Below are 19,765 nucleotides of genomic sequence, written 5' to 3'. Positions count from 1 at the left end.
ATTTTATTAGATGACATGGCAAAAGGACTAGAAAGGTCCTTTTTTACCTGCTGAGCAGTTCAAAAAAGGAGCAAATCGTCAAAATGCCCTTATCGAAATTTTCTAGGTTGAAATGTTCATTTGGAGCATGAAGATTTTCGTCTGGCAGGCCGAATCCCATCAGGACTACAGGTGCATTCAGGGAGTGGCTGAAGTCTGACACAATCGGAATAGAACCGCCTTCTCTTTTATATACAGGCGCTTTCCCATAAACGTTTTGATAGGCTTCTGCTGCTTTTTGGATCATGGGACTGTCAATCGGTGTCAGGAAAGGATTACCCCTATCTTGCAGTGACACTTCCACCGTGCATCCTTTTGGAGCGCGTTCTTCCAGGTGCTGTTTGATCAATCCTTGGATTCTTTCAGGGTTTTGGTTGTGTACCAGACGGCAGGTAATTTTGGCATGAGCCTCATTCGGGATGACCGTTTTGGTTCCTTCTCCCTGGAAGCCGCCCCATAAACCGTTGATTTCTAATGTGGGCCGGGAACTGATTCTCTCAGGGTAAGGGAAATTGTTTTCTCCTCCCGTTAAATCTGTTAATCCTAACGATTTTTTCAGCTTTTCTTCATCGAAGCCCAATGCTTTAATTTGTTCCTTTTCATATTCTGTCAGTTCCACGACGTCATCATAAAAATGATCAACCGTCACTTTCCCATTTTCATCATGAAGAGTGGAAAGCAGCTGAATCAATAAATGATTGGCGTTTTGAACTCCGCCGCCAAACATGCCTGAATGCAAATCGGAATTTGCGGTTTTAAGGGAAAATTCCAGTGCACACAGCCCTCTCAAGGAATAGGTAATGGCAGGGACACCTCGATCCCACATATCTGAATCAGAAATTACCACTACATCACAGGCTAGTTTTTCCTGGTTTTCGGATAAAAACTCTGGAAGATGAGGGCTGCCGATTTCTTCTTCCCCTTCAATACAGAATTTAACGTTTACCGGCAGTGTACCTTCCGATTTCAAAAGAGTTTCCACTGCTTTGATATGTAAGAATGTCTGTCCTTTGTCATCGGTTGCCCCTCTGGCAAAGATTTTTTCATCACGGATCGCCGGTTCAAAAGGAGGTGTTTCCCATAAATGAATAGGGTCAACTGGCTGAACATCATAATGGCCGTATACTAATACAGTTGGGGCGTTTTCCTGATGAAGCCAGTCCGCATAGATAATGGGATGCCCTTTTGTCTGAACGATTTCCACATGTTCTAATCCAATGCTTTCTAATTTGCCGGAAATCCAGGAAGCTGCTTTTTGAATGTCCTCTTTATGCTCGGATAAGGAACTGACACTTGGAATTCGCAGCAATTCTTTTAATTCCTCGATATTCTGATTATGATTCTTTGACAAGATCTCGGATAATTGACTCATTGTTTCACCTTTTTTCGTTTAGACTTACCTACTATTTTATACTAATTGAAAAACTCGTTAAACTTTTTAAGTGAGATTTTTTCATTGGAACACAACTTGATGGTTTAGAACTAGTGCAGATCCACTGGAGTACTGAAAAATATAAAGGAAAATAAAAGAAAGGACTAGAATATAATCTATAAAATGAAATCGTAAGGAGGAGGGGAGATGATAACCAGAATTAAATCGATGTTCAAGAAAAGAATTACATCGATTTTCCTTTTGCAAATTTTATTGACTATGGTCGGGATAACCATGTTGATTTTAGGTTTTAGACATGATGATAACACGATCTATATCAAGATCGTATTTAGTATCTCTTCCATTACGTACTTTTTAGCTGGATTAGAAAACCTTTTATTAAAATCAGAAAAATGGGCTTATTGTATGGATTTTCTTTTTGGGACCCTGTTTTTAATATATTCTTTATTTATATTGAACTAACTGATTTTACTGGGCCACAAACACCGTTCCTCAGGACATTAAAGGATTGAATGAAAGGAGAGTGAGATTCTTGAAGGAAATCGTACAGCGGCTAAATCATTGGATAGGGAATCTGCAGCGGGAATTCCGGACTAAAACGGAAATTGAGCTGTCAGTGAGGCCTTCACCAAATAAGTGGTCGAAGAAAGAAATTGTAGGACATCTCTGTGACTCGGCAGTGAATAATATGGAACGGTTTATCAAAATACAATATGAAGACCAGCCTTTTCTGTTCCAGCCTTATAATCAAGACCAGTGGGTGCAGCTTCATAATTACCAGGATCGACCGGTTGAGGATGTATTAGAACTTTTTTGCTGTTTAAATAATCAAATCATACATATTATCCAAAACATTCCTGAGGAGCGTTTATCCCTTCTCTGTCAATTAAACAATAAGGAGCAAAGGACCTTTGAGTGGCTGATCAAGGATTATCTCAATCATATGGAGCATCACATCACCAAACACATTCTGGCAGGTTGATTATGGGGGAGGAACAGTAGATGGAGGTATTTTTCAGTCAATACAATTGGATCAGGAGGACAAGGGAAACCTTATTCTCTTATTGCGAAACTCTGTCAGATGCAGATTATATTAAGGAGCTCGAAGCCTTTGGCGGAGATTCGATCCGTAATCTTCATGTTCATGTCGCGGATTGTTATCGAGTATGGCTTGGAATCCGCGCTCTTGGAAATGCTGAGCCGGACATTATGCCGGAGACGGTGAATAATGTAAATGATATGCGCGGAGTATTCAGGAAAACGGATGAATTAGTTTATAGCTTTCTGAATGAGTTTCAAGGAAAATGGGATCGAACCATCCCTCTTACCTTACGAAATGGGGCCACTATGAATCCAACCGCTCTATGGCTGTTTACACACACCGCCACCCACGAATTTCATCACAAAGGGCAGATTGTAAAAATCGGGAGGCAGCTGGGATATGTCCCGCCGGACACCGATCTCATCGAGCCTATACTAGAGGGGTGAACGTTTTGATAGAAATAAGAAGCCTGGAGAGAAGTGAGATCGATTTTCTTTTTGATATGATCTACGAATCGATTCATATTCCAGAAGATAAACCTCCCAAAGAAGTATTGCTGAATTCTCCTCATTTAAAGAAATATAGTGAGGATTGGGGCAGGGATGGAGACAGAGCGCTGGTCGCCGTTCGAAATGAACAGCCTATTGGTGCAGTCTGGTATCGATTATTTACGGAAGAAAATAAAGGATACGGCTATGTGGACGATCATACACCGGAATTGGGGATTTCGGTTATTAAAGAAGCCAGGGGGACAGGAGCAGGTAAGGCACTCATGAGGGCGATTGTGGAACAGGCAGGAGCGGATGGATATGATGCTCTGTCTCTAAGTGTTGATCCTGTGAACACAGAGGCCGTGAACTTATATAAACAACTGGGTTTTTATCCCTGTGGTTCATCAGGTACTTCGATTACCATGATCTATACAAGGATGATCTCAAAAGATTGAGAGGCGGAATATGTAAGGATGAGCCAGTACCTTGTATATTTTCTGCTTGCGGAGCTGTTGAGCTTTCTTGCTCACTTTCCTTTTCTTCTGAATTTCGGTGCTTAAAGCCCTCCTTTTTTACTTTGGACGAAACTCATAAAAGGCAATGGCTTTTCCCCAGCCAAATTGCTCATTTCCATGATACAGCTAAAGAAAACAAAGCAGCAGATGAGACAGACACACATAAGGACCATACCATGCTGCCAACCGTTTTATCCATTATTTCACTTGTTCTGTCATTGGCTGCGTTAATTTTTGCAGCGCTAAGAAAAAGAAAATAAGCCGGCCAAATCGTAAAAATTCCCGCGTATCTTAAGAAACGCGGGATCTTTATGACATTTAAATATAGGGTACTCAAGATTAGGACCAGGTGTTAAGATGAAGGTATGAAGTGTTTGAACACAAGAAATTTAAAAGAAAAAGGAAAGGACCGGAAAAAATTATGGAAATTTCATTGATCCCCATGGACAATCCACATGCATTCAGAATAAGGCGATACCCTGCCGCAAGTTTAAAAAGATGGGTAAGCCTATATGATCGAAGCGGCGTGCAGCCGGAAAAATCCTATCCTCCAGAAACCATTGAACGGATATCGAATGCAAACATCGTTATAGCCAGTGATCTAACAAGGTCCCTTGAATCTGCTATCCTTTTAAAGGAGGATGTAACACTGATCACCGATCCTTTGTTTCGTGAAGCAGAGATACCCCATTCTTTATTCGATTTTTGGGGAATCAAACTAAAGCCGAATCTATGGGGAGTCATTTTTAGATGTTTTTGGCTTCTCGGTTATTCTGGGGGAAATGAATCGCTTAAAAGCGCAAGGAAGAGGGCGGAAAAGGCGGCGGGGGCCTTGGCCGAATATGCACAGACACATTCATCAGCCGCCTCAGTGGGAAATGGATTCTTAAATAGACTGATTGGCATTGAACTTCAGAAAATGGCTGGAAGGGGAAGAAAAAAACGAATACCAAACATTGGAGCCAAACCACTTATTCCTTACCAGAGGAAACAGCGGGCAGCCAACAAAAAACCGCATTTCTATAGAAACGCGGTTTTTTTGTTAATTATTCTCCACAAAATCATATTCTGGCGGCTTTACCCTGAAGCCTTTCGTCAGCCAGAGCAGATAAATCAATCCAGCTGCAAACCAGCCTAATCCAAATTTAATCGCCAGTGCATCCAGGCTGATCCATAGATAAATCAAGAAGGCCAGTCCAATCAAAGGACTTAGAATGTAAGAGAAGAAATTCAGCTTTTGTTTTTGCTTGTTCTTCACATAATAGACGATTACAGAAAGATTGACGAATGAAAAGGCCGTGAAGGCACCAAAATTAATCAGCGATGTAGCGGTAACTAAATCCAGAAATAATGCGCTCAGCGATAATATACCGATAAAAACGATATTAAAGACAGGGGTGTGATACTTTGCATTCAGAGATCCAAACCATTTTCTTGGCAGTACACCATCCCTGCCCATCGAAAAAAGCAGACGGGATGCGCTGGTCTGTGCTGCCAGACCGGAGGCTAATACAGAAATAAGTGCACCGCTTGTGAAAATTGATTGAAAAAGAATGCCTCCGATGTGTTTTGCAATCTCCGGAGAGGCGCCGTCAATATTTTTTAAAACAGACACATCAGGATACAATGCCTGCATAAAGTAGGTGACAACGATAAAAAATACCCCTCCGATCAAGGCAATCAGAAAGATTCCTTTTGGGATGTTTTTTTCAGGGGCGATCGTTTCTTCCGCCAGGGTTGTAACGGCATCGAATCCCAAAAAGGCAAGAGCTAGAATCGAGGCTCCTGAGAATAAAAGATTTATATTCATATCTCCTGAAAAGAATGGGTTTACCGTAAAGGAGCTGCTGTTATCAGTGCTTACGATGGAATGAACAGTAAATATAACAAAGATAATGGCCACAAGCAATTGAAAAAGAACAAAAAGAGTATTGGCGGATACGGCAATCCTTATGCCGGCAATATTTAAAACAGTGATGATAACAATTAATCCTACTACCCAAACCCAGGCAGGGACATTCGGAAAACTTGCCGATAAATAAATCCCTGAAAGGATGGCATTAATCATAGGCAGAAAGAGATAATCCAATAATGCTGACCAGCCGACGAGAAATCCGAGCTCGGGACTCATGGTTTTCTTTGTATATGTATAGGCCGATCCTGCATCCGGAAAGAGTTTTACCATTTTTCCATAACTTAAAGCTGTAAATAAAATGGCGATGGTGATTAAAATATAGGATGCCGGGACATGTCCTTTCGTTTCCATAGATACTACTCCAAATGTATCAAATACCGCAAACGGAGACATGTAGGCCAAGCCCAAAAAGACGATGGGCATGAGCCTCAGCGTCCGGTTCAGCCTTCGCTGTGAAGATTCCAAAATTACAATCCCCCCTTTTTCTACATAAATATCATTTTAAATGAATTAATATGTAATGTGAATCTATTCTTAAACTTTTTTCTGGTCCTGACCTTTCCATCATCCTTCATAGAATGAATGGAATCTATATGGAAGGGAGATCGATCAGTAAATGACGCCGCATGAACGTTCCCAGTTTTTATTGCAAAAAAGAATAAGGAAGATAAAAAGCAAGAGTAATTTTCATTTTGTATTCTTCAGGTCTGTCATTGGGAAAGTACATTGGGTAATTGATATTCCGGCCTTCTGCATCCAGTGCATCGCCTTGAATAATATCCATAAGTCCTAATGACTTTGAGCGACTATAATTTGGTCGAGTTTGTTGTAAACCGCCGGCAAGTTTCTGGCACTATTCTGTATAGGGATTTTGATAAGCCCAGCAAGCCGTGTATATAAAGAGTGTGAAAATGTCTATGGAGTAATTTTTTCTTAGAGAGGCAAAGGTGGAAGCTGCGGTACCTCATTTGAGCTTTATCCATTTTGGAGGATTCTAAGATCTAACCAGATAGTAGACGATTGTGAGTAGAAAGCCCGAAGTTACAAAAATAATGGTTCCAGAAAAAAATGGTGTCTTAAATAGGATGCATTGAAATACAACCAGTAACGATTATAGAATGATCGTGAGCGCCAGCAGCAGTCTATACTTCTTTTTTCTTTCTAAGTTGGCTAAATATGTTTTATTTAGGACTTCTTGAAAAAATTCGATTGACTTTCCTAGCAGGACACTTATGAGCACAATCGAGAGGATAAGAGCTATTACAATGAAGATGGCAATCAGGGCCACTGAAACACCTCCTTTTTTTGAATATTGTGAATACCATTAATTTACCATAGGACTACGTGTTTGAATAGATGATGCTGTTCATAAAAAAAGGGAAGGAGGAATAAAATCACCTTTATTCTTCCTTCCTTATATCTGTGCATGAATTTATTTTGATCGTTTCCTTTTATAAGAACTTGGATTGGTTAATATCTGATATTTGTTCAGGCACGTATCCAGCTGGCGGCTGATTTCGAGGGTGTTGGTGCTCAGAAGTCCTTCCTTTAAGCCTGTGTTAATCAATGCAGTCCGCAGTTCATAAATCTGGTTGGAAAGTTCATTGGTCGTTTCATACATATATTCGTATTTCATATTACCGCCCTTTTACATAAAATCGCTAGAGATATCCATCATTTTCTAGTTTAATATCGGCAGTACTTTAAAAATTTAAACTGTTTTTTACTTAAATGTAAATGTTTTCAAAATTCAAAAAACACCTGGGCAGATATAGAAAGATGCCAGGGTGCATTAAATGGGTTATGTAAACATTCCATTCCAACCTCATTAAAGTTAGAGATCGATTTCTGCTGCAGCGATTCACTTGAACCATGTTTATCCTGCAAAGCGCAAATCGGATAAAGCAACCAGCTTAACCTGCTCCAATCCATCGCTTTCCTTGATTTCACAATACCCGGACGTATAGGTATATAATAGCCAATATTCCTTGCCTTGATAGATTACTTTGTACATATCCATCTCTACTCCCCCGTACTTAGACCTAGGTATTTGGTACTGTTTTGTATATTTCCTTAAAACAGTCTTTTCAAACATTTTATAAAAAATTTTTTCGGAAAATATGTAAGAGTTAACAAGCTTGATGTAAAGTTCAAATAAACCTGGTATAAGGGAAATTCTCTATCAAAAAAGCCCTGCCGGAGCAGGGCCCTTATCTATGGTTTAACCGCATTTGCTCAATCCACCAATCGATGTGATCTAAATTAAAGACAATCATGCTGCTATGTGGCCGAAGATGAGGAATCTTTTTATTTAGAATCAGATTGTGGACCTCCTCTTCAGTGAGCGGAAAGCCCACTGATGCAAGGTATACGATTAAATTATGCACTCCATAGACCTTTCTCATTTGAACACCTCCCGCCAGGTTCTCTTTGCCTCCTGCAAAGAAAACCAGGGAGAAGGTATTTAAAATTAAGAAAGAAAGTTACTAGTTATTTACCCAGTTAGACGGTTGTTAATCAAAAGGGCAGGCTGCCGGTTTCTTTATATGTTCGGACGAGCTCAGTAATATCATGGCTTTCATTATAAATGACCTTCACAATCCTCGTGTCTGGAGCATAGCCGGTCTGCATTTTAATGGATTGAATCCAATTATAGGCGGTTTCCGCAGCAGCGAGATCGGGATTTTCTTTATATGCCCTTGGCTGGACAGGGAAAGCTCCCCTCTTCATAAAAGTAGTGGAGTGGGCGAAAATGGTTACTTCTAAATTAATCTGCATATCGATCTTCCTTTAATAAAAAAGTATAACAGACTGATTCCAGGCAGGTTCGTTTATATTATTTCTTTTTTCGTATACTATTTAGTATATGTATTTCAGTATTTCATATGACTTTTGGTAAAGGGGAATGTACATGGAAACTCAAGTTATTATAAATAAATATCCACTGTCTGTCAGCAATTATAAGGAAGAAACCATTCAGAAGGGTGAGAACTCCCTGAAGAAGCTTATCTTTGATTTTCAGGTATCACATGAAGAATATCATGACATCACGACACTTTTATATCAAAATGAATTTGAGATCGAAGTGCCTGAAAGAACCCTTGCTTTCCAGGGATCCATTTGCAATTACTGGACCTCCTTCACCAATCTTTATGAAGAGGGAGCGGTAGGAGATTTCCACCTTGAACTCATACAGAAATAAAAACGTGCATCTATTAAGGAAAAAATAAGGAAAGGGGGGTAAAGTATACCTATCATGATGAATACCCCCTTAGTTTCAAGCTCTCTTCCATAGGAGGAGGGCTTGTTTTTTTATGAAAATTCATATGATATCTTTTATGTAATAGGAGTTACATATTGGGGAGCAGAAAGATAAGAGTTTCATTGTGAAATATCAGGAGGGGTAAAATGAAATCAGGCTGGGAACGCTCGCGGGAATTGATTATTCCGGAATTAGATACTGTCCATCAGATGGTACGTCCTTTTCTAAAGGAATCTGAAGTTCAGCAGGTTCAATTATTAAGCGGTGGATTGAATAACTCTAATATTAAAATTGTCACGAAAACAAATGAAGAGTATGTATTAAGGATTTATCCCGGCCATAAACAAAGGATGGAAGTTGAAAGAGGAATTTTAAAGCTGCTCGATGGGATTCCTGTTCCTTTGCCGCTTTATCACGATTCCTCCTGCACAGGATATAAGTATCCGTTTATGATCTTGAGCTGGATACAAGGAGTTCAGTTGTCTGAGATCATAAAGAGAGGAGAAAAGAAAGCCGTTTCAAATGCGGCAGAAAAAGCAGGGGAAGTATTAGCCAAAATCCATCGTGTTACCTTTTCGGCTTCTGGCTTTTTTAATGAAGAGTTAACGATTCAGGAACCTTTAGAATTAGATGCAGAGAATTTTTTATTATACATCGAAGATAGCGTTGTAAGTGGATTTGCACGGAAGCATCTTGGAACCGATCTAGCAGAAAAAGTTTATCGTTTTTCTTCTGCCCATGCAGGTATGATGGATGATTTGGGGCAGCAAACCTCTTTAGTACATGGAGACTTCAACCCATTAAATCTTTTGGCTGAAGAACAAAAAGGCGAGGTGCACATAACGGGTGTATTGGATTGGGAATATGCGTTAAGCGGGACGGCATTAATGGACATTGGGAACATGTTGAGATATGAAGATATAGAGTATCCGGAGTTTCTTTCTTCATTTATGCAAAGTTATCAAGTTAATGGAGGTTGTTTACCAGACAATTGGCTGCAAAAAGCCAAACTAATAGACCTAATTGCTTTGTGCGGATTACTGAATAAGAAAGAGTGCGGGGAAGTAAGGATCCGTGATATTAAGAGGCTTCTGCTTCGCACCATGGAGCAGTGGGATATGTACCGGCACGTGCCTGGCTGGTATTAAGCTGGCTGGGAGCGTTTTAGATACTGAAAAAAGCAGCCCTTTTTTGGGACTACTTTTATAGACAAGATAGATCCTACTTGCCATCAAATAGGGGAACGGCTATTTTTAGGCACCGTTCTAGTTATTTCCAATCATCGGCTGATCCACAATATTAGGATCGATGACAGAATTGCCGTTTAACAGATTATTATTCACAACCATAAGAGCTGTATTTCCTGACCCTGATCCGTTTGTGGTTTTATTCGCTTCCTTGGGCGAAATCACTACTGAATCACCGAATTGAATGATTCCTCCTGCAGAGTTATGGGTAATCTGGACTGGTCCATATCCAAAAGAAGGCATATAAGACACCCTTTCTATGGTTTGAAATAGTTTGTTGCTTTTACAAAGAGAAAAATAATACTGTATAGTATGCTGGTACCTGATGAAGAGTGCTCCTTGTTTGGGTAGGACTGGCATTCCGAGAGCTTCATTGATCAAAGCACAGTGGAAATTTATATTCCCATTTGCATTCCATGTGGTTTCCTGTTATGATTTAGAAGAATTATTTTTGTTCGGATTTAAGGATCGCAGGAGTATCGACTTTTCGTCTTGAGAATCACTTTGGGCAAGGATAGTATTACATTGTGCAGAATGCACTAGGAGGCAACACAAATGGAACAAGGTACAGTAAAATGGTTTAATGCAGAAAAAGGATTTGGATTTATCGAGCGCGAAGGCGGAGAAGACGTATTCGTACATTTCTCAGCTATCCAATCTGAAGGTTTCAAATCTTTAGACGAAGGTCAAAAAGTAACTTTTGACGTTGAGCAAGGTGCACGCGGACCTCAAGCAGCTAACGTTCAAAAAGCTTAATTAGTAAATACTAATATCCCAAACAGACTCTGTAATAGAGTCTGTTTTTTATTTTTCTCTTTATAAAAGTCTCTTTTATTGTTTTTTAAAGAGTTTTGAGAGTCGATCTCATTGTTAAATCAGGTTGATTGGAGCGGAAGGTGCGAGACTCCTGATCCAGCTCCAAGCTGAGCCCCTCGAGTCATAAGCCAATCCGTCTATGGGAAGAAAAACACTCCCCACAGCCGGCTCGTCTTATGCTTGTCGGGTCTCTGCCTGCCAAGAGGTTCACTGCTTATTTTTATATAGATGAACATTGAGCTCTTAATATTGTCATATTTAGCAGGCACCGCTTTCCGCTTTTCTAAGCGGGATTAGCGGGATAGGTGAGACCCCGCAGGCGCAGCTGAGGAGGCTTACCGCCCGCCCCGCGGAAAGCGAGCATCCTGGAGAGGAAATCAACCACCTTGTTCCAAAACAACAAAGTTTGCGAAAACAGCTTTATAAAAATACATTAAAAAACCCTGCTCGGCGTTCGAGCAGGGACATGGTACAGGTAATATAAAAATAATTTAAAGCTTAAAGGTTTAGTACAGTATAACACAACTTTGGACTGTATGTGGGGAATTGCTGAATTTTTCTCTTGCAAAGCTTCAATCCGTTTGTACAAATGTTTTTTAATAAGAGAAATGAAAAAAAGTCCTTCTTAAATCAGAGGGGAAATTTTTGTAATAGATACATTCTGGCTCAAAACGCTTTCTTTTTTGGTGATTTGTTTCCTTCCAAGCTTCAAAATTTCATAATCATCTTCAACAGAGTTAACGATTATGCTGTTGTTTATGTCATCAGTACCGTGCTTATAAATGGAATAATATATTCTGTATTTTTTCATATAAACTCCTTATTCCTTCTTAGTAGGTTCAAATTGACCAGAACATCTTGCAATAGGCTATGTAAATTCTATGACAAACTTTAATGGAAGTGAGCATTGCTGAGGATTGACTTTGTAAGGACCACTCTTTTATTATCTCATAATATGACAGGAGAATGCGAATTTACTACATTTGAATGAGGTGCATGATGGAGAGAAGCAGTTTTTGGAATTGGATAAGTTTGTACTATAGGAGTACTAGATATGAAGTACAGAAAAGAGTGTTCCGTGTAAGGACGAATAAAGACCGCCCGCAATAAAAACTGGGCGGTCCTTCTTAAAGCTTATTTTTTCGACTCCAAAATTCTATCGAAATCCTGCTTTAGGAGCTTCTTAGTATGATCATCGGCACCTAAAACCTCGATATCATGATCATTAACCAAATTCTCCTTTAATAAATTCACATAACCGTAAAAAGCCGATGAATCTGAACGTTCAAAGCCTTCCGGCATTGCTTCCTTTACCACTTCTTCCGCTAATTTTTGTATGGATTCTGTAGTTACTGTCATAGATTTCTCTCCTTTTAGAATGACCTATGAATTATTTAACCTTAATAGTGGTCGATTAATCTAATTCATTTAAAAAAGTTATACAGACCTTTTGTGTGAATGACGACGACTCCATTATTTAATTGGTTGATTGGAGCGGAAATCAACCTCATCGTTCCAAAACCACAAAGTTTGCGAAAACAGCCTTTTATTAACTTAAAAATAATAAAGCTGAAGATACAGATATCCCTGAACTATTATAAACAAAGTAATCCGGAATGAAATAAATCGCTTTAGGCTGCAATAAGTATTAAAAAGACAGTCCTTATTTAAGGACTGTCTTTTTTAGTATGTTCTTTAAATCATAAATGTCTCAAAGTAAATAAGACTGCTAAATTGTGCAGAAAGGTCACCCGAAGCCTTGGTCCTGAAGAGCTAATTTATAGGTTAATTTCATTTCTTTAAAGGATACCCTGAATGAAATGAAGGAGGATCATCTATCCTACATTTCCTATGCGGGGGGAAATAAGCTGTCAGCAATCCGTACTGTAGATTATGTTATTGTAAAGAATTCAATCTTTAATGGTGATAAAGTAATTAAAAAGGTCTAAAACCTATTTTAATTGTGGTTAAAAATAGTTAATGCTTATTGAACACAATCTATCTACTCGCTCCATAGAGTAAATGAACTGCGGAGCAGCTGTCCGGTGCTGGATAGAAAAGAATTGTAATTTAAAAACAATTTTCTGATTACTTTACATTTTTTAATCGTGTGCTATAGTTTTACTATATTCCAACTTAATATTTTGATCGAATTACACTAGGGGGGCCTTTGGCTGAGATAGAACATTGTTCTAGACCCTTTGAACCTGATCTGGATGATACCAGCGGAGGGAAGTGGAGCGAATCTTTATGTCAGCTTCATTTATTATGACATTATCCTTCAAACCATTCATTTCTCTAGAAGTGGGTGGTTTTTTATTTTGTATATTATTAAGGAGCGGAAAAAATGAAGGCTATATCCGGAAATTTATCTCAAAAAATTGCACAAGAAGTGGAATCTAGACAAGAAGAATTAATGGAGCTTCTAACCGAATTAATTACTTTCCCAACAGTAAGTCCTCCTGGTCGGAATACAAATGAAGTACAAGAATTTATTCAAGACTACTTAAAAGACCTGGGCTTTAAAACGGAAAAGTGGGATGTTTACCCAGGAGATTCTAATGTAGTTGGGATCTTAAAAGGAAATGCTTCTGAGCAATATAATAGTTTAATCATAAATGGTCATGTGGATGTGGCAGAAGTAGGAGATGATAAAGAATGGAATAAATCTCCCTTTAATACCTATTTTAAAGATCAATATATTTATGGACGTGGCGTTGCCGACATGAAAGGTGGCATTGCAGCATCGCTGTTTGCTATTAAACTATTAAAAGAACTCGATATTACTCTTCAAGGTGACTTGCAATTTCAGTCAGTGATCGGGGAAGAAGTGGGTGAAGCGGGAACACTCGATTGTACAGAAAAGGGGTATACTGCTGACTATGCAGTAGTAGTCGATACAAGTGATTTACATATCCAAGGCCAAGGCGGGGTCATTACCGGTTGGATAACGATTCAAAGTAAAGAAACCAATCACGACGGTTTGCGCAGGAAAATGATTCATGCAGGTGGAGGCGTGAAGGGGGCTAGTGCGATTGAGAAAATGATGAAAATCATCGCTGGCCTTCAAGACCTGGAACGCCACTGGGCGATTACGAAGAGTTATGAGGGCTTTGAACCTGGTGTCAATACAATCAATCCTGCTGTGATTGAAGGTGGCAGGCATGCCGCATTTGTTGCTGATCGTTGCTCACTTTGGATTACGGTACATTTTTATCCGAATGAAGATTATGAAGAAGTTATCAAGGAAATTGAACAGCATATTTATGCAGTGTCCGCTGCGGATCCATGGTTAAGAGAAAATCCGCCAGAATTCAAATGGGGAGGAAAATCTATGATTGAGGATCGTGGAGAGATTTTTCCTTCCTTGGAAATTGATTCAGAGCACCCTGGAACACTTCTTTTAGCCGATTCGTATGAAGAGTTATTAATACAAAAGCCAACAATAGGAATGTCGCCTACAGTTACTGATGCTGGATGGCTGGGAAGGGCCGGGATTCCGACTGTCATTTTCGGACCGGGAAAATTAGAAGATGCACATTCTGTCAATGAAAAGGTGGAAGTACGTCAATTGCTAGATTTTACGAAAGTATTAGCCACATTTATTGCAGAATGGTGCAATACCAGAAAGGAGGAGTAACACATGAAATTTACGGACATTCTTTTTGAAAAAGTAAATGAAATCTGGCAAAAGACTCACCAGCATCCCTTTGTGGTGGGGATGGGGACAGGGGAATTGCCTGTTAAATCGTTTATTCGGTACATGAAACAGGACTATGTCTTTTTAATCGATTATTCCAAGCTTTTTGCACTAGGTGCGGTCAAGGCAAAAGATATCGAGACGATGGCCGCTTTTGCAAAGCTGCTTCATGAGACATTGCATGGTGAAATGGATTTGCACCGCCAATATGCTGAACGATTTGGTATTACCAACCAACAGCTTGAGGAAACGAAGCCACTTCCCGTGAATTTAGCCTATACACGTTATATGCTAAATGTGGCTCAGAATGGTTCTCTTGAAGAATTAATCTCTGCACTGCTGCCTTGTATGTGGAGCTATTGGGAAATAGGAAAGATGCTTGCTGAAATGTATCCAGGATCAAAAGAGCATCCTTTATATGGTGAATGGATCAAAATGTATTCATCAGATGAATTTGGTTCCTTGGCCACCTGGCTGATTGATTTGTTAGACCAATTGACTGATGGGAAACCAGATCGGGAACTAGAAGTCCTCGAAGGTCATTTCCTGACGACATCCAGGTTTGAATATATGTTCTGGGATATGGTCTACCGGGGAGGCGAGTGGCCTGTCTAGTACATCAATATTATCAATAAAAAATCTTTCCTATGCTTTTTCAGGTGAAGAGATTGGAAAGTCCATATTTCAAAACATCTCAATGAATGTCCTGCCGGGGGAGTTTGTTTCAGTTATTGGTGCAAGCGGCTCAGGAAAAAGCACTTTATTTAAACTGATTGCCGGTTTATTGGAGCCTGACCAGGGACAAATCTGGATTAATGGCCAAAAATCTGGAAAGCGATTAGGAAAAGTCGGGTATATGCCCCAAAAGGATCTGCTTTTACCTTGGAGAACTGTGGCTGACAACGTTATGCTGCCAATTGAGATTAGCAAGGAAAAAAAGCAAGAGAAAACGAGTGAAATTAGTGAAGGGTTGAACAGATTTGGCTTAGCTGGTTTTGAAAAAGCCTATCCCCATGAACTTTCCGGTGGAATGAAGCAACGGGTCGCCTTTTTAAGAACAATTATGACTGGAAGAGAACTTTTATTATTAGACGAGCCGTTTGGCGCCCTCGATTCAATGACGAAGCATAATATGCACAGTTGGTTGTTAGAACTTTGGGAAGATCTGCAAAAAACAGTATTGTTCATAACTCATGATTTGGAAGAAGCGATTCTGTTAAGCGATCGAATTTTTCTTCTGCTAGATAAAGGAGCTATAAAAGAATTAAAGGTGGAGATACCGCGGCCGAGACGTTCTGAACTTATTTATCAAACCGAGTTCATTGCTATGAGAAAAGAATTGGAGATGCTGATTCACAATGAAAAATAGATTCAAGACTTGGGCAGAGAACTATGGCCTGTTTCTATTGGTTGTTGTTCTCCTTATAAGTGTATGGGAATGGGTCGTTAAACAAGGATTTATTCCATCCTTTATTTTGCCTGCTCCCACTTCCATATGGCAATCATTGATGGAAAACCGGCAGCTTTTGCTGGAACAGCATTTACCTGCCACTCTAAAAGAGGTATTGCTTGGTTTTATCCTGTCCTTAATCGGTGGTGTGATAATTGGGGTTGGCATGCATTTTTCAAGAGCGTTAGAAAAAGTACTATATCCATTTCTCGTTATTTCACAAACAGTGCCGCTAATTGCGATTTCTCCTATTTTTATCATGTGGTTCGGCTACTCTATTTGGAGTAAAATTGCCGTTACCATACTAACAGCATTCTTCCCAATCGTAGTTAGTACATATGATGGGCTTAAAACCGGGGGAGAAGAGTACCGGGAATTATTGTTAACAATGGGGGGCAATCGCTGGCAAATTTTCAAGAAAGTCCAGGTACCGCTGGCGCTGCCTGTCCTTTTTTCTGGATTGAAAATGTCCGTTGTTTATTGTGTTGTCGGGGCCACGATTGGAGAATGGCTGGGTGCGAGTGAAGGATTGGGTTACTTTAGCAGAAGGATGTCTGGCAATTTGCAGGCCGATGCCTTGTTTGCCGCCATATTTTTGCTGTCATTACTGGGTATAGTGCTTTTTTTGCTAATTGGATTGGCAGAAAAGCTATTATTGAAATCCGTTAAAAACCAGAAGGGAAGTAAAAGGAAATGAAAAAAAGTTTTTTAGTACTAATTAGTTTGTTATTACTATTATTAAGTGCCTGCAGTGCGGGCAGCAAGGATAACCAGGCAGGGACGAAGAAGACTTCAAAGGAAAAGGTTCAAAAGGTTACCTTAATGTTAGACTGGTATCCGAATGCGGTTCACTCCTTGCTTTATGTAGCAAAGGAAAAGGGATATTTTAATGATCAAGGCCTGGATGTGGATTTAAAGATGCCTGCTGATACAAACGATCCTCTAAAATTGGTTGCTGCCAACCAAGTTGACATGGCTATCAGCTATCAACCGGAGGTCCTTGTAGCACGAGGAGAAAATATTCCTGTTAAATCATTCGCTGCTCTTGTTCGTCATCCATTAAATCAATTAATGGTTCCTGCTAATGGTCCGATTAAATCACCAAAGGATTTAGAAGGTAAAACAATTGGATATCCTTCGATTCCATTGGATGAGGCCATTGTTCAAACGATGGTTAAGTCTGAGGGCGGTAATCCACGGAAGATTAAAATGGTCGACGTTGGATGGGATTTGATTCCGGCGATGGCAACGAAAAAAACAAATGCGCTTATCGGCGGTTACATCAATCATGAGAAATTATTGCTTGAAAAAGAGGGCCACCCCATGCTTGCATTAAACCCAAAGGAATATGGCGTTCCAGATTATTATGAATTAGTTTTGGTTGGAAGCCAAAAAGGACTTAAAGAAAAACCAGAAGTGTTTAAAAAGTTTATGGCTGCTATCACAAAGGGACAAAAATATGTTCAGGAAAATCCAGAAAAGGGTTTATCTATTTTATTGAAGAACGCAGATAAATCGTCTCCGCTGGATAAGGATGTTGAAACAAAGAGCTTGCAAATTCTACTTCCTTTAATGGATGCAAAAGAAAAAGCATTTGGTTATCAAGATCCGCAAACATGGAAGAATGTTGCGGAGTGGCTGAAGGACAACAAAGTAGTGAAAACGAAAGTTAATAGTAAAGATGCATTTGTAAATCTCTAATAGGCACCAGGTTACCATCCAATAATTTGGGTGGTATCTTTTTTGCCTAAAAGATAATATTTTCGATTAGCCAGAATTGAAAAATAATTCTTCTCCTACCTTCTTCTCCTACTGCTTTGTCGCTCCAATAAAAGGCGTTTTTGGAAAGTTAATCCAAGTATGATGATAAATGGAGTACTAGCTGGCTTGGTCGCTATCACTGCAGGCTGTGCCTATGTACCACAATGGAGTGCCAATTGTGATAGGGGGCAATAAGCGGTCTAATCGTGATTTATCCAACATTATTAGTTGACAGTTTAAAAGTGGATGATCCAGTTGGAGCAGTTAAGTCACAAGCAGTAAAAATGATTGATACTAACCGTCAATATATATTGAAAGCTGGCAAGGAATTGGGTCTGACTTTAAAATAATATCTATTTACCAAAAGGTGCATCTCCAGTCGGGATGCCCCTTTTTAATTTGAGGGATGTTATTTACCATTAGCAATAATTTTACTATCTATCTTTTTCTCTATATCGTTCATAGTAATTTGATTTAATAAAATCTCCCGTTTATTTTTTTCAATCATTTTATGCAGTGTTCTGCTAATCTTTTTTTTCATTATATCCTCTCTATTCTGATAGAGTTGTTATTATAAAAGATATATGTCGTAATTTGTCGAAAGTGGACTATATAAATGCCCAATGTACGTTCTATATTTTCCTTATTGCTATAAAGGATTTACCTCAAAGTTTAACTTCTTTAATCGATACTGTAAGCTTTGACGACTTAATCCTAGTAATTTCGCTGTTTTAGAAATATTAAAGTCATTTTTCTTGAGGACATGCTCAATATAGGATTTTTCAAACAATTCCAGTTGTTCTTTTAATGGTACCGTAACGTCTCCCGTTTCCTTCATAAAAGTTTCAACGGTTGATAGGGGCATCATTCGTTCTTTCATCTGCATTTTATTGCGATACTGGTAGGGTAAATGGCGGTACATGATGAAATCTTCGCCGTCCATCAGGATGTTCATGGCTGCTTCTATTATATGCTCTAGTTCTCGTACATTTCCATGCCAATCATACTCAAAGAAAGAATGTTTGACCTCCTCTGATAATCCTTTTACCTGCATTTGAAACCGTTCATTGTATTTTTCAATAAATTCTTCTAATAATAATGGAATATCTTCCTTACGATCTTTTAAGGGCGGCACAAAGATGGTTACTACTCCAAGTCGATAATACAAGTCTTTACGCATCCGATTATTAGCAACAGCGTCAATTGGATCTTCATTCATATTGGCAATCACTCTGACATCGATGGGCATGTCCTTTGTATCCCCAAGCCTTCTTATTGTTTTTTCCTGAAGGACTCGCAACAATTTTGCTTGAAGACTTAAATTCAAGGAGTTAATTTCATCAAGCAGCAATGTACCGCCGTTCGCTTGTTCAAATAATCCTGGGGTATCCGTAGCCCCTGTGAACGCTCCACGTTTTGTGCCGAACAAAAGACTCTCGATTAAATTATCTGGCAAGGCCGCACAATTTTGCGAAATAAAAGGCCCTGATAACCGATCGCTCCCGTTATGAATGCTTTGTGCAAAAAGCTCTTTCCCTGTACCGGTGTCACCAACAATCAAAACATAGGACGAGGTTCTCGTCGCACGTTTAGCCGTTTCGATTACTTCCTTTATTGCTGTGCTGGTCCCAATAATATGATCAAAGGTATACTTCGTAGTTCCTTTTTTCATGTTGCCCTTGATTATTTTTTCCAGCTTAGTCACATCATTAGCAATTTCCACGGCACCCTGTAGTTCATGATCAGAATAGATCGGAATCGTGTTGTTAATGGTAGTAATTTCTCTGCTCTTATTATTAAAATAGGTTTGTTTTACGTTACTAGTTTCTTTTCCTTCCTGGAGCGCTTTTACTAGAGTACTAGATTGGTCGTCTTTAAACATAAACACGTCCAGCAAATTTTTATCCATGACATCCTGAAAATCCATCGATTCCATTTGCATCATTTTTTTATTATAAATAATGGTTTTACCTGTCTCATCGACTGCATGGACTCCTACATTGATTTCGTCCAAGATCCTCTTATACATCCCATTTAAATAGACTAAGTCTTTCCTCGTTTTTTCCATTGTGTCATACCCCTTGTTTTTCCTCTATGCATCTATTAAATCAAAATAATGTTTTGATGGCAAAAA

General features: G+C 39.3%; 25 protein-coding genes, 2 pseudogenes and 1 riboswitch. Of the genes and pseudogenes, 15 read left to right on the top strand and 12 right to left on the bottom strand.

The window, feature by feature from the left end; translation table 11 throughout:
• Window positions 1–43: 43 nt before the first annotated feature.
• Entirely contained in the window at window positions 44–1,411 is a 1,368-nt protein-coding gene (locus H539_RS0114590; RefSeq protein ID WP_026694136.1) for a dipeptidase, read from the bottom strand.
• Between the two features lie 207 nt (window positions 1,412–1,618).
• Between H539_RS0114590 and H539_RS0114585 the strand changes: the two genes are divergently transcribed.
• From H539_RS0114585 to H539_RS31580, 5 genes are all read left to right on the top strand, one after another.
• Window positions 1,619–1,894 carry a hypothetical protein gene (locus H539_RS0114585; RefSeq protein WP_026694135.1) on the top strand — a complete coding sequence of 92 codons (276 nt, stop codon included), beginning with the start codon at window positions 1,619–1,621 and terminating at the stop codon, window positions 1,892–1,894.
• 70 nt (window positions 1,895–1,964) lie between these two features.
• Window positions 1,965–2,414 carry a DinB family protein gene (locus tag H539_RS0114580; protein ID WP_026694134.1) on the top strand — a complete coding sequence of 150 codons (450 nt, stop codon included), beginning with the start codon at window positions 1,965–1,967 and terminating at the stop codon, window positions 2,412–2,414.
• A 20-nt stretch (window positions 2,415–2,434) separates the two neighbouring features.
• Complete coding sequence (locus H539_RS0114575) at window positions 2,435–2,920, top strand: DinB family protein (RefSeq protein ID WP_026694133.1); 486 nt, start codon at window positions 2,435–2,437, stop codon at window positions 2,918–2,920.
• Window positions 2,921–2,925: 5 nt separating this feature from the next.
• On the top strand, window positions 2,926–3,420 hold the full coding sequence (locus tag H539_RS0114570; protein WP_026694132.1) for a GNAT family N-acetyltransferase: 495 nt from the start codon (window positions 2,926–2,928) through the stop codon (window positions 3,418–3,420).
• Between the two features lie 481 nt (window positions 3,421–3,901).
• The gene (locus H539_RS31580; protein ID WP_155890069.1) at window positions 3,902–4,618 is read left to right on the top strand and encodes a histidine phosphatase family protein; all 717 of its coding nucleotides are present in this window, start codon (window positions 3,902–3,904) and stop codon (window positions 4,616–4,618) included.
• On the opposite strand, the gene H539_RS0114560 is transcribed toward H539_RS31580, so the two are convergent.
• The 6 genes from H539_RS0114560 to H539_RS0114530 form a co-directional block, all read right to left on the bottom strand.
• A complete protein-coding gene (locus H539_RS0114560; RefSeq protein ID WP_051348630.1) occupies window positions 4,523–5,818 on the bottom strand; it encodes an APC family permease in 1,296 nt (431 codons plus the stop codon). The two genes, H539_RS31580 and H539_RS0114560, sit on opposite strands and share 96 nt — an antisense overlap.
• Window positions 5,819–6,506: 688 nt before the next feature.
• A complete protein-coding gene (locus H539_RS31575; protein WP_155890067.1) occupies window positions 6,507–6,683 on the bottom strand; it encodes a hypothetical protein in 177 nt (58 codons plus the stop codon).
• Window positions 6,684–6,827: 144 nt separating this feature from the next.
• Window positions 6,828–7,031 (bottom strand): aspartyl-phosphate phosphatase Spo0E family protein, encoded by a 204-nt coding sequence (locus H539_RS0114545; protein WP_026694129.1) that lies wholly within the window; start codon window positions 7,029–7,031, stop codon window positions 6,828–6,830.
• A 240-nt stretch (window positions 7,032–7,271) separates the two neighbouring features.
• On the bottom strand, window positions 7,272–7,415 hold the full coding sequence (locus H539_RS31570) for a hypothetical protein (protein WP_155890065.1): 144 nt from the start codon (window positions 7,413–7,415) through the stop codon (window positions 7,272–7,274).
• Between the two features lie 190 nt (window positions 7,416–7,605).
• A complete protein-coding gene (locus H539_RS0114535) occupies window positions 7,606–7,800 on the bottom strand; it encodes a hypothetical protein (protein ID WP_026694128.1) in 195 nt (64 codons plus the stop codon).
• A gap of 112 nt (window positions 7,801–7,912) precedes the next feature.
• Window positions 7,913–8,173, bottom strand: coding sequence for a hypothetical protein (locus H539_RS0114530; protein WP_026694127.1), 261 nt, complete (start codon window positions 8,171–8,173; stop codon window positions 7,913–7,915).
• 133 nt (window positions 8,174–8,306) lie between these two features.
• Here H539_RS0114530 and H539_RS0114525 point away from each other — a divergent pair, with 133 nt between their 5' ends.
• Both H539_RS0114525 and H539_RS0114520 read left to right on the top strand, forming a co-directional pair.
• Window positions 8,307–8,597 (top strand): DUF3219 family protein, encoded by a 291-nt coding sequence (locus H539_RS0114525; protein WP_026694126.1) that lies wholly within the window; start codon window positions 8,307–8,309, stop codon window positions 8,595–8,597.
• A gap of 206 nt (window positions 8,598–8,803) precedes the next feature.
• Entirely contained in the window at window positions 8,804–9,805 is a 1,002-nt protein-coding gene (locus H539_RS0114520; protein WP_026694125.1) for a phosphotransferase family protein, read from the top strand.
• Between the two features lie 117 nt (window positions 9,806–9,922).
• On the opposite strand, the gene H539_RS0114515 is transcribed toward H539_RS0114520, so the two are convergent.
• Window positions 9,923–10,147: a spore germination protein gene (locus H539_RS0114515; RefSeq protein WP_026694124.1), complete on the bottom strand. Its 225-nt coding sequence runs from the start codon at window positions 10,145–10,147 to the stop codon at window positions 9,923–9,925.
• A 312-nt stretch (window positions 10,148–10,459) separates the two neighbouring features.
• On the opposite strand from H539_RS0114515, the gene H539_RS0114510 reads away from it, so the two are divergent.
• Window positions 10,460–10,660, top strand: a complete 201-nt coding sequence (locus tag H539_RS0114510; RefSeq protein WP_026694123.1) for a cold-shock protein — start codon at window positions 10,460–10,462, stop codon at window positions 10,658–10,660.
• Between the two features lie 685 nt (window positions 10,661–11,345).
• Here the strand turns inward: H539_RS0114510 and H539_RS0114505 are convergent.
• Together H539_RS0114505 and H539_RS0114500 are read right to left on the bottom strand one after the other, a co-directional pair.
• Window positions 11,346–11,531 carry a hypothetical protein gene (locus H539_RS0114505; protein WP_026694122.1) on the bottom strand — a complete coding sequence of 62 codons (186 nt, stop codon included), beginning with the start codon at window positions 11,529–11,531 and terminating at the stop codon, window positions 11,346–11,348.
• Between the two features lie 323 nt (window positions 11,532–11,854).
• Complete coding sequence (locus H539_RS0114500) at window positions 11,855–12,079, bottom strand: hypothetical protein (protein WP_026694121.1); 225 nt, start codon at window positions 12,077–12,079, stop codon at window positions 11,855–11,857.
• Window positions 12,080–12,516: 437 nt separating this feature from the next.
• Here H539_RS0114500 and H539_RS31565 point away from each other — a divergent pair.
• The 7 genes and pseudogenes from H539_RS31565 to H539_RS30850 form a co-directional block, all read left to right on the top strand.
• A pseudogene (locus H539_RS31565) lies at window positions 12,517–12,669 on the top strand (GMP reductase); the annotation flags it as partial.
• A gap of 201 nt (window positions 12,670–12,870) precedes the next feature.
• A riboswitch (TPP riboswitch) is annotated at window positions 12,871–12,971 on the top strand.
• Between the two features lie 96 nt (window positions 12,972–13,067).
• Window positions 13,068–14,360 (top strand): acetylornithine deacetylase, encoded by a 1,293-nt coding sequence (locus H539_RS0114485; RefSeq protein ID WP_035322683.1) that lies wholly within the window; start codon window positions 13,068–13,070, stop codon window positions 14,358–14,360.
• Window positions 14,361–14,363: 3 nt separating this feature from the next.
• Window positions 14,364–15,035, top strand: a complete 672-nt coding sequence (gene tenA, locus H539_RS0114480) for a thiaminase II (protein WP_026694119.1) — start codon at window positions 14,364–14,366, stop codon at window positions 15,033–15,035.
• The gene (locus H539_RS0114475; protein ID WP_245602197.1) at window positions 14,989–15,789 is read left to right on the top strand and encodes an ABC transporter ATP-binding protein; all 801 of its coding nucleotides are present in this window, start codon (window positions 14,989–14,991) and stop codon (window positions 15,787–15,789) included. Before tenA ends, H539_RS0114475 begins: the two co-directional genes overlap by 47 nt.
• Window positions 15,779–16,567, top strand: coding sequence for an ABC transporter permease (locus H539_RS0114470; RefSeq protein WP_026694117.1), 789 nt, complete (start codon window positions 15,779–15,781; stop codon window positions 16,565–16,567). The genes H539_RS0114475 and H539_RS0114470 overlap by 11 nt, the downstream gene beginning before the upstream one ends.
• Window positions 16,564–17,571 (top strand): ABC transporter substrate-binding protein, encoded by a 1,008-nt coding sequence (locus tag H539_RS0114465; RefSeq protein ID WP_026694116.1) that lies wholly within the window; start codon window positions 16,564–16,566, stop codon window positions 17,569–17,571. The genes H539_RS0114470 and H539_RS0114465 overlap by 4 nt, the downstream gene beginning before the upstream one ends.
• Window positions 17,572–17,715: 144 nt before the next feature.
• Window positions 17,716–17,897 (top strand): annotated as a pseudogene (locus H539_RS30850) (ammonium transporter); the annotation flags it as partial.
• 143 nt (window positions 17,898–18,040) lie between these two features.
• Here the strand turns inward: H539_RS30850 and H539_RS31560 are convergent.
• Both H539_RS31560 and H539_RS0114450 read right to left on the bottom strand, forming a co-directional pair.
• Window positions 18,041–18,172: an FbpB family small basic protein gene (locus H539_RS31560; protein WP_155890063.1), complete on the bottom strand. Its 132-nt coding sequence runs from the start codon at window positions 18,170–18,172 to the stop codon at window positions 18,041–18,043.
• Window positions 18,173–18,280: 108 nt separating this feature from the next.
• Complete coding sequence (locus H539_RS0114450) at window positions 18,281–19,660, bottom strand: sigma-54 interaction domain-containing protein (RefSeq protein WP_026694115.1); 1,380 nt, start codon at window positions 19,658–19,660, stop codon at window positions 18,281–18,283.
• Window positions 19,661–19,765: the final 105 nt, after the last annotated feature.

The organism is Peribacillus kribbensis DSM 17871 (assembly GCF_000430765.1).
In the GTDB taxonomy this organism is placed as follows: Bacteria; Bacillota; Bacilli; order Bacillales; family DSM-1321; genus Paraperibacillus; species Paraperibacillus kribbensis.
Note: the sequence above shows the minus strand (reverse complement) of the source record. Positions and strands in the feature narration are given on the sequence as shown.